At 64.3% G+C, this 7063-nt stretch carries 5 protein-coding genes; 2 read left to right on the forward strand and 3 right to left on the reverse strand.

The window, feature by feature from the left end:
* Positions 1-193 precede the first annotated feature (193 nt).
* Positions 194-829, forward strand: a complete 636-nt coding sequence (locus tag ABQU90_RS22320; protein WP_055854611.1) for a thymidine kinase — start codon at positions 194-196, stop codon at positions 827-829.
* 419 nt (positions 830-1248) lie between these two features.
* A complete protein-coding gene (locus ABQU90_RS22325; protein WP_055854608.1) occupies positions 1249-2493 on the forward strand; it encodes a GAF domain-containing sensor histidine kinase in 1245 nt (414 codons plus the stop codon).
* A 659-nt stretch (positions 2494-3152) separates the two neighbouring features.
* On the opposite strand, the gene ABQU90_RS22330 is transcribed toward ABQU90_RS22325, so the two are convergent.
* The 3 genes from ABQU90_RS22330 to mutM form a co-directional block, all read right to left on the reverse strand.
* Positions 3153-4754, reverse strand: a complete 1602-nt coding sequence (locus tag ABQU90_RS22330; RefSeq protein ID WP_323523260.1) for a glucan biosynthesis protein D — start codon at positions 4752-4754, stop codon at positions 3153-3155.
* A 69-nt stretch (positions 4755-4823) separates the two neighbouring features.
* Positions 4824-5927, reverse strand: a complete 1104-nt coding sequence (locus ABQU90_RS22335; RefSeq protein ID WP_323523259.1) for a DUF4380 domain-containing protein — start codon at positions 5925-5927, stop codon at positions 4824-4826.
* Positions 5928-6123: 196 nt separating this feature from the next.
* A complete protein-coding gene (gene mutM, locus ABQU90_RS22340) occupies positions 6124-6939 on the reverse strand; it encodes a bifunctional DNA-formamidopyrimidine glycosylase/DNA-(apurinic or apyrimidinic site) lyase (protein ID WP_323523321.1) in 816 nt (271 codons plus the stop codon).
* Positions 6940-7063 lie beyond the last annotated feature (124 nt).

Consider the following 7063-nt stretch of genomic DNA (forward strand, 5'->3'; position numbering starts at 1 on the left):
GAGCGCGCCATTGTACCGGGGCGGCCCCGGGCTGGCCGGCGCGATGGATTCAGGTCGGCAGGGGAATGGTTCTGTCGCACAAGGTCTGCAGATACGGCGGCACGGCATCAGCGCCCGCCCGCGTTGGCCCGCGCGGCAGCACTCACCAATAGCGCGCGCTGCATGCAGCCGCCCGGCCCGGTAAAATCGCCCGATGGCCAAGCTCTATTTCTATTATTCGGCGATGAATGCCGGCAAGACCACCACCTTGCTGCAGTCGGCGCACAACTACCGCGAACGCGGCATGCGCACGCTGATCCTGACGCCCAAACTCGACCACCGCGCCGGCAGCGGCGTGGTCGCATCGCGGATTGGCTTGCGCGCAGACGGGCGCGCGTTCGATCGCGACACCGAACTGCAGCAACTGGTCGAACGCGACATCGCCACCCAGGGCGCCCTGCATTGCGTGCTGGTCGATGAGGCGCAGTTCCTCAGCCGTGCACAGGTCTGGCAGTTGAGCGAGGTGGTCGACCGGCTGCGCATCCCGGTGCTGTGCTATGGCCTGCGGACGGATTTTCGCGGCGAGCTGTTCGAAGGCAGCCAGTTCCTGCTGGCCTGGGCCGACGAGCTGGAGGAGATCAAGACCATCTGCCACAGCGGCAGCAAGGCCACCATGACCGTGCGCGTGGACGCACAGGGGCATGCGGTGCAGGACGGCCCGCAAGTGGAGATCGGCGGCAACGAGCGCTACGTGTCGGTCAGCCGCCCCGAGTTCAAGAAGATCATGCGCGGCGAAGGTCGCATCGACCCACTGCAGATCGCCTTGCCGCTGCCGTCTGCCGACGCCTGAGTAACCGGCATCCTGCCGACTGGCGACACCGCAGCGTCGGTCCGTCCGGCCTGCGCCGGGTAGTGTCCGCCCATTCCGCCACCTGCCGCATGGCGACGCCGTAAGCGGTAGATGGCGGTGTGGCACGAACACACGAATCACCCGTCGCCTTGGTCAGCGCAGCGGAGTCACAGCGCCGTTGGGCAGCTGCGGTAGCGCCGCCACCATCCGTGGCCGCATCCCTGATCGCCAGCGCGCATTGGCGTCCAGCTATACGCTGCGAACGCATGGCTAAACCTATGCAGGCATGCATTCGCAGCGGCATCGCCGGCACCGGCCGACAAGGCGTATCGTTGGCATCGATTGCAGTGGCTTGGCACGTCACCAGGCCCAACTGCAGTCCTGTAAACTGGCGATCATCCACTTGTCGGGAGGCACACATGGGTACGCTTCCTCCCGAGTTACGCGCCGATATCGCGCGTGTTGGCCGGCTATCGTCGGTCCCCGATGTGCTGAACATCCTCACCCGCCTCACCGGCATGGGCTTTGCCGCCGTCGCGCGGGTGACCGAGGCGCGCTGGATCACCTGCCAGGTGCGCGACGAGTTGTCCTTCGGTCTGATGCCGGGCGACGAGCTGCCGCTGGCCACCACCTTCTGCGATAGCGTGCGGGTGAAGGGCAACGCGGTGTGGTTCGGGCATGCCTCCGACGACCCGGTCTATCGCGACCACCCATCGCCGCGGTTGTATGGCTTCGAAAGCTACGTCTCGGTGCCGATCCGTTTCGACGATGGCAGCGTGTTCGGCACCTTGTGCGCGCTGGACCCGTTACCGCGGGTCATGGACCAGCAGTTGGTGGAGAAGGTCGAGCTGCTCGCGCAGTTGCTGGCCGCGCAGATCCAGGCCGAACAGCGCGCCGAAGAGAGCGCGCAGGAATCGCGGCGCGCACGCAGCGAACTGGGCCGCGCCGGTGCCTCGGCGCGGTTGCGCGAAGAGTTCATCGGCATCCTCGGGCACGACCTGCGTAATCCGCTGCAGTCCATGCATGCGGTGGTGGACATGCTCGCCATCGACCCGCTCAACCAGCGCCAGGGCGGCGCCATCCGCTGCCTGCAGCGCAGCCTGCAGCGCATGGAAGAACTGATCGATTTCGCCTCCGATTTCGCGCGCGGCATCGAGCGCGACTGGCTGCAGCTGGATTACGGCAGCGGCAGCGACCTGCTCGATGCGCTGTCGCAGGTCGTCGACGAAACCCGCGCCGCCTATCCCAACCAGGTGCTGTCCACGCACGTGGCCATCGACGAACCCGTGCATGGCGATGCGGTGCGTCTGGCGCAGATGTTCGGCAGCATGATGATCAATGCGGTGGTGCAGGGGCAGCAGAGTTCGCTGATCAAGGCGGTAGCGGTCACCGAACAGGGCCGCCTGCGCATCGAGGTTTGCAATCTGGATGGCATCGACCCACGCCGGCTGGATGTGCTGCACGCCTCCACCCACGTGCACACCGCCGGCCGCCCCGTGCCGGAAGTGGATCTGGGCCTGCACATGGCCGCGCAGATCGCACAGGCGCATCAGGGCGAGCTGCGTATCACCAGCGGCAAGGACGGCACCTGCTTCCGCGTGGAGCTGGCCTGCGCACGACCACGTGCGCGCATGCACCTGGTCAGCGGCACCACCTCGGCCTGAGTGCTTAAACCCGGCGATACCGCCCCACCGCGGCGATCGCGTCCTGCAGCAGTGCGGTTGCGCTCCGGAAGCGCGTCCACGCATAGGCGCTTTTGGAGGCACACACGTTCTCGTGCGGCGATCACTCCAGGACGCGGCGTGCGTGGGTGCATTGGCAGACGCAGCATGCTCGAAATCGCATGCCGGTGATTGGCGTCATCCCAGCCTGATCGGCGCGCTGTGCAACGGTGCATCGCCGGATGCCGAAATCGCATGTCAGTCGCTGGGGTCAGCACAGGCCTGATCAGCGAGATGTACGGGAGGCGCAGGCATTGTTCGCCTCCGCCGCACAGCACGTAAAGACGCGACGTGCATGGGTGCATTGGCGGACACGGCATGCCCGAAATCGCACGTCGGTCGCTGATGTCAGCCAGGCCTGATCGGCGAGATGTGCGGCAGGCGCAGGCATTGCTTGCCTCCGCCGCACAACAAGTACGCATGGCTGGGAGAGCGGCGGTCTGCCGTCGTTGCGATCGACTTACGCATGTCGGCGATCTACCCACCGCGCCGAGATCACCGCAGCATCCTCGCTTCTAGCTTCGATCGCACGGAGCGCCCTACAAAGACGTCGCGCTGCAGACGAAACCGCGCGATGCGCACCCGTGCGCACCGCCACACACTCAATAGATCTTGCGCTCGCTCACCGGCGGCGGCGTCCATTGATAGAGCCAGGTTTCGGTCAGCGGCTTGCCGTTGGCGCGCAGGTACAGGCGGATATCGATCTGCTGCATGCTGTCATCCGGCGGCACCAGGTCGAACATGGCCCGATAGCCCTTGAGCTCATGCAACGGCCGCGCCGAGACAATCTCCGTGGTGCCGCGCGACACCTGGATCACCGCTTCAACCTTGGTCTTGGCATCCTTCACCAACCCAGGCAAATCGCCGCCGGCAAAGTCCACCGCAAAGCGCCATGAAAAATGGCTGCGCTTCTGCCCGACGATGCCACCCAATCCGGTGCGGGTGGCCACGCAATGCGCCAAATGCGAACTGGCCGGCGGTTGGGCGCCCCAATACAACCGGTAGCCCATCAACAGCTCCTGTCCCGGCTGCGGCTTGGCCTGCGGGTTCCAGAACGCCACGATGTTGTCGAAGGTCTCGTCCACGGTCGGGATCTCGACCAACTGCACCGAGCCCTTGCCCCAACCGCTCTTGGGCTCCACCCACAGGCACGGGCGCTTTTCGTAGAACACGCCGTCGTCCTGGTAATGGTCGAAATTGCGGTCGCGCTGCAACAGCCCGAACCCACGTGGGTTCTCATCGACAAACATGTTGAAGCGCAGATGCGGCGGGTTGCACAGCGGCCGCCAGATCCATTCGCCACCACCTGTCCACATCGCCAGACCATCGGTATCGTGGATCTCCGGGCGCCAGTCCCAATCCATCCGGCTGTCGTTTTCGCCGACCTGGTACATGCTGGTGCACGGGCCGATGCCGAGCCGTTCGATAGCCTTGCGCGGGTACAGCGCGCTGTCGATATCCATCACCAGCACGTCGCCATTGGTGATGGCAAAGCGGTAGGCGCCGGCGACACTGGGCGAGTCCAGCAGGCCGTAGACCACCACGGTGTCGGAGTCGTCGGCCGGCTGCTCCAGGTAGTAGGCGATGAAGTCCGGAAACTCTTCCGGTCCACCGGTGCCGGTATCGATCGCCAGCCCGCGCGCAGACTGCCCGTACTGGCCTTCCTTGCCCACCGCACGGAAATAGCTCGCGCCCAGAAACGCCGAAAAGTCGCGATCGGTGTCCTTGCGCGTGTTGAGCCGGAAGCCGGCAAAGCCCAGATCCTTCGGCAACTGCTTGCCGCCTAGCCCGCTGCTGCCGTAATCGAACGCAGCCGGGTCGTAGGCCAACTGCTGGGCCTTGCCATCGACGATATCGTAGATGTGCACGGGGGTATGGAAGTACAGCCCCAGGTGGAAGAACTTCGCCTGAAACTTGCCGTTGCCGTCGGCCCACAACGCATGGTCCTGCCGATAGCGGATCGACTGATACTGATCCCAGTTCAACGCTTCCAGCGGCCCCGGCAGCACCTGCTTGTGGCTTTTGTACGGCGCCTTGGCCAGCGCACGCGCCTGCCCCTTGAGCCACGCATAGTCGAACGGTTGCGGCTGCCCGAGCCGACGCAGCCCCACAGCCTTGGCAGCCAACGCCCACTGCGGCAATGCCGGTAAACCGAGCGCGGCCAAGGCGACAGCGGCATTCTTCAGGAAGTGGCGTCGTTGCATGCGCATCGATCTGATCGGGAATTGGGCGACATCATAGCCACAAGCCCGGCGTGGACGCGCGTGCGTGCGTCAAGGCGCCGCAGCTGCGGCGTCGCACGCATTGTCCAAAGCCAGCTCTGTCGCCTTGCTGCACAGGAAGCGCCGCTGCGCCTGCACATCGTCCGGCCCGCTGTACTGCAGCAACGTCCACTGCTCCTGCGCCTGCATCTGCGCACCTGGCGCAAGCTGGCGATACGGTGCATGCACCTCCATTTCCAGCAAGCCCTGCTCGGGATGCAGGGGCGGGGCATCCAGGTACAGCTCCACCTGTCCTTGTTCCGGATGGATCGCGGCCAACGGCTGATGCACGAAGCGGATCACCAGCACCTGCGCGCCGGCAAAGCCGGCCATCCAGCCCGCCGATGGTTGTAGTAACACCTTGCCGCGCTGGACCATGCCGTCATCGCGTACGTCGGCACGCAACGCCAGAACGCCCGCATGGTGACCGAACACGGGCGGCACCGTGCCTGGCTCGCTCTGCGGTTGCACCCGAATATCGCCGGCATTGGCCACCGGCACAAAGACCCGCGTACTCGCCGCAACGCGGGTGTTGAACCACAGATCCCAAGCGATTGCATCCTTGCGGATATTGCGCGCCGTGGCGTGCACGTCTACCGTGTCGGCGCGCGCTGTAGACAGGGCGATGCGCTTGCTCAGTTGCACGCCTGTCACCGGGCTGGGCACGCCCTGCAGGGTCACCTCGGTCGGTCCACGTACCAGGGCCTGCGTACTGGCCAACGAGAGATACGGATCCGGCGGCCACACCGCGGCGGCGGCCTTGCGCTCAAGGTTGACCTGCTGATGCAACCACCACTGACTCTGCGGCCCCACCCACACATCGTGACCGAGATACGGAACATCGCCTGCGCCGGCAGACACCGTAGGCGCAGGCTGGCGATCCACTGCTGCTCCGATCTTCAACACACTAGGGTGTCCGCGCAGGCTGAAGGACAGCACACGGCCACCAAATGCCGGCGTGACGCTCAGCTCCACTGCATCGTTGTGCAACTGGATACGTTCTACTGGCGCGAGGCCAGCTTTCGCGGACTCATCCGCATGCGCCTTGCAAGGAAGCAATAGCGCCAGTGCACCGCCAGCCACCAAGGGAATGAAAAGAGGCGGTGACATGGGCATAACGCAGTTCCAAATGCAGGACGTATCGATTGTGGCGCGGTGCACGTGTGGAAACTAGCCGTTTGCATCTTGTTACTGCGAAGGTGGAGCCATTGATCGCCCGGCCGGCTGCCTATCCGCTGAGGCTGCACATCGATCGTGAAGATCGATCTGATCCGGGAGGCAGCAGGAACTGCTTAAAAGGTGCTGCCATACCTCAACGCTGGCAATTGCTGCACCACACCGTCGCGCGTTGTCCAATCGTTGCGTGTTTCAAGGCCCGCCCGCACTGTTTGCAGGGCTCACCCTCGCGGCCGTAGACCGTCAGTTCCTGCTCGAAATAGCCAGGTGCCCCGTCCGGGCTGATGAAGTCGCGCAATGTCGTGCCGCCGCGCTGGATCGCGTATCCCAGAATATCCTTCACCGCAGTAGCCAGATGCCGGTATCGATCAAGCGACACCTTTCCAGCCTCGCGCAAGGGGCTGATTCCCGCACGATGCAGGCTCTCAGCGGCATAGATATTTCCTACGCCGACAACCACTGCTTGATCCATCAGAAAGGTTTTGACTGCAGCGCGACGACCGCGCGATAGCGCATAGAGATAATCGCCAGTAAATGCCTCAGATAATGGCTCCGGACCTAGCGCAGCGAGCAGCTCATGCACCTGCGTGTCGGATTGCCACAGCAGGCAACCAAACCGACGTGGGTCGTTGAAGCGCAGCACACGACCGTTCTGCAGGCTGATATCCACATGATCATGTGCGCGCGGCAGCGTGTCACCAGGCAATACACGCAAGCTCCCGGACATGCCCAGATGCAGCAACGCACTCCCGCCGGCATCGGTATCCATCAATAGATACTTGGCACGTCGACGGACGTGCGTGATGGTAGCTCCAGGAAGCAAGCGCTCGATCTGCTCGGCAATGGGCCAACGCAGATCCGGCCGACGCAGGATCACCCCATGGATGCGCTGCCCGACCAGATGCGGCGCTAGGCCGCGCACCGTAGTTTCGACTTCAGGCAATTCTGGCATCAGCGCATCCAGCAACAGCCGGTCACGCACCGGCACGGCACGATATGGAGGTCGGCATGCAGAAAAGCAATCGAGCGGCAATCAGTAAGCCACCAGATAGCGGTCTCCAGGAGCACAGGCGAGG

Origin of the sequence: Xanthomonas sp. WHRI 10207, from assembly GCF_040202975.1 — a bacterium.
Classification (GTDB): domain Bacteria; phylum Pseudomonadota; class Gammaproteobacteria; order Xanthomonadales; family Xanthomonadaceae; genus Xanthomonas.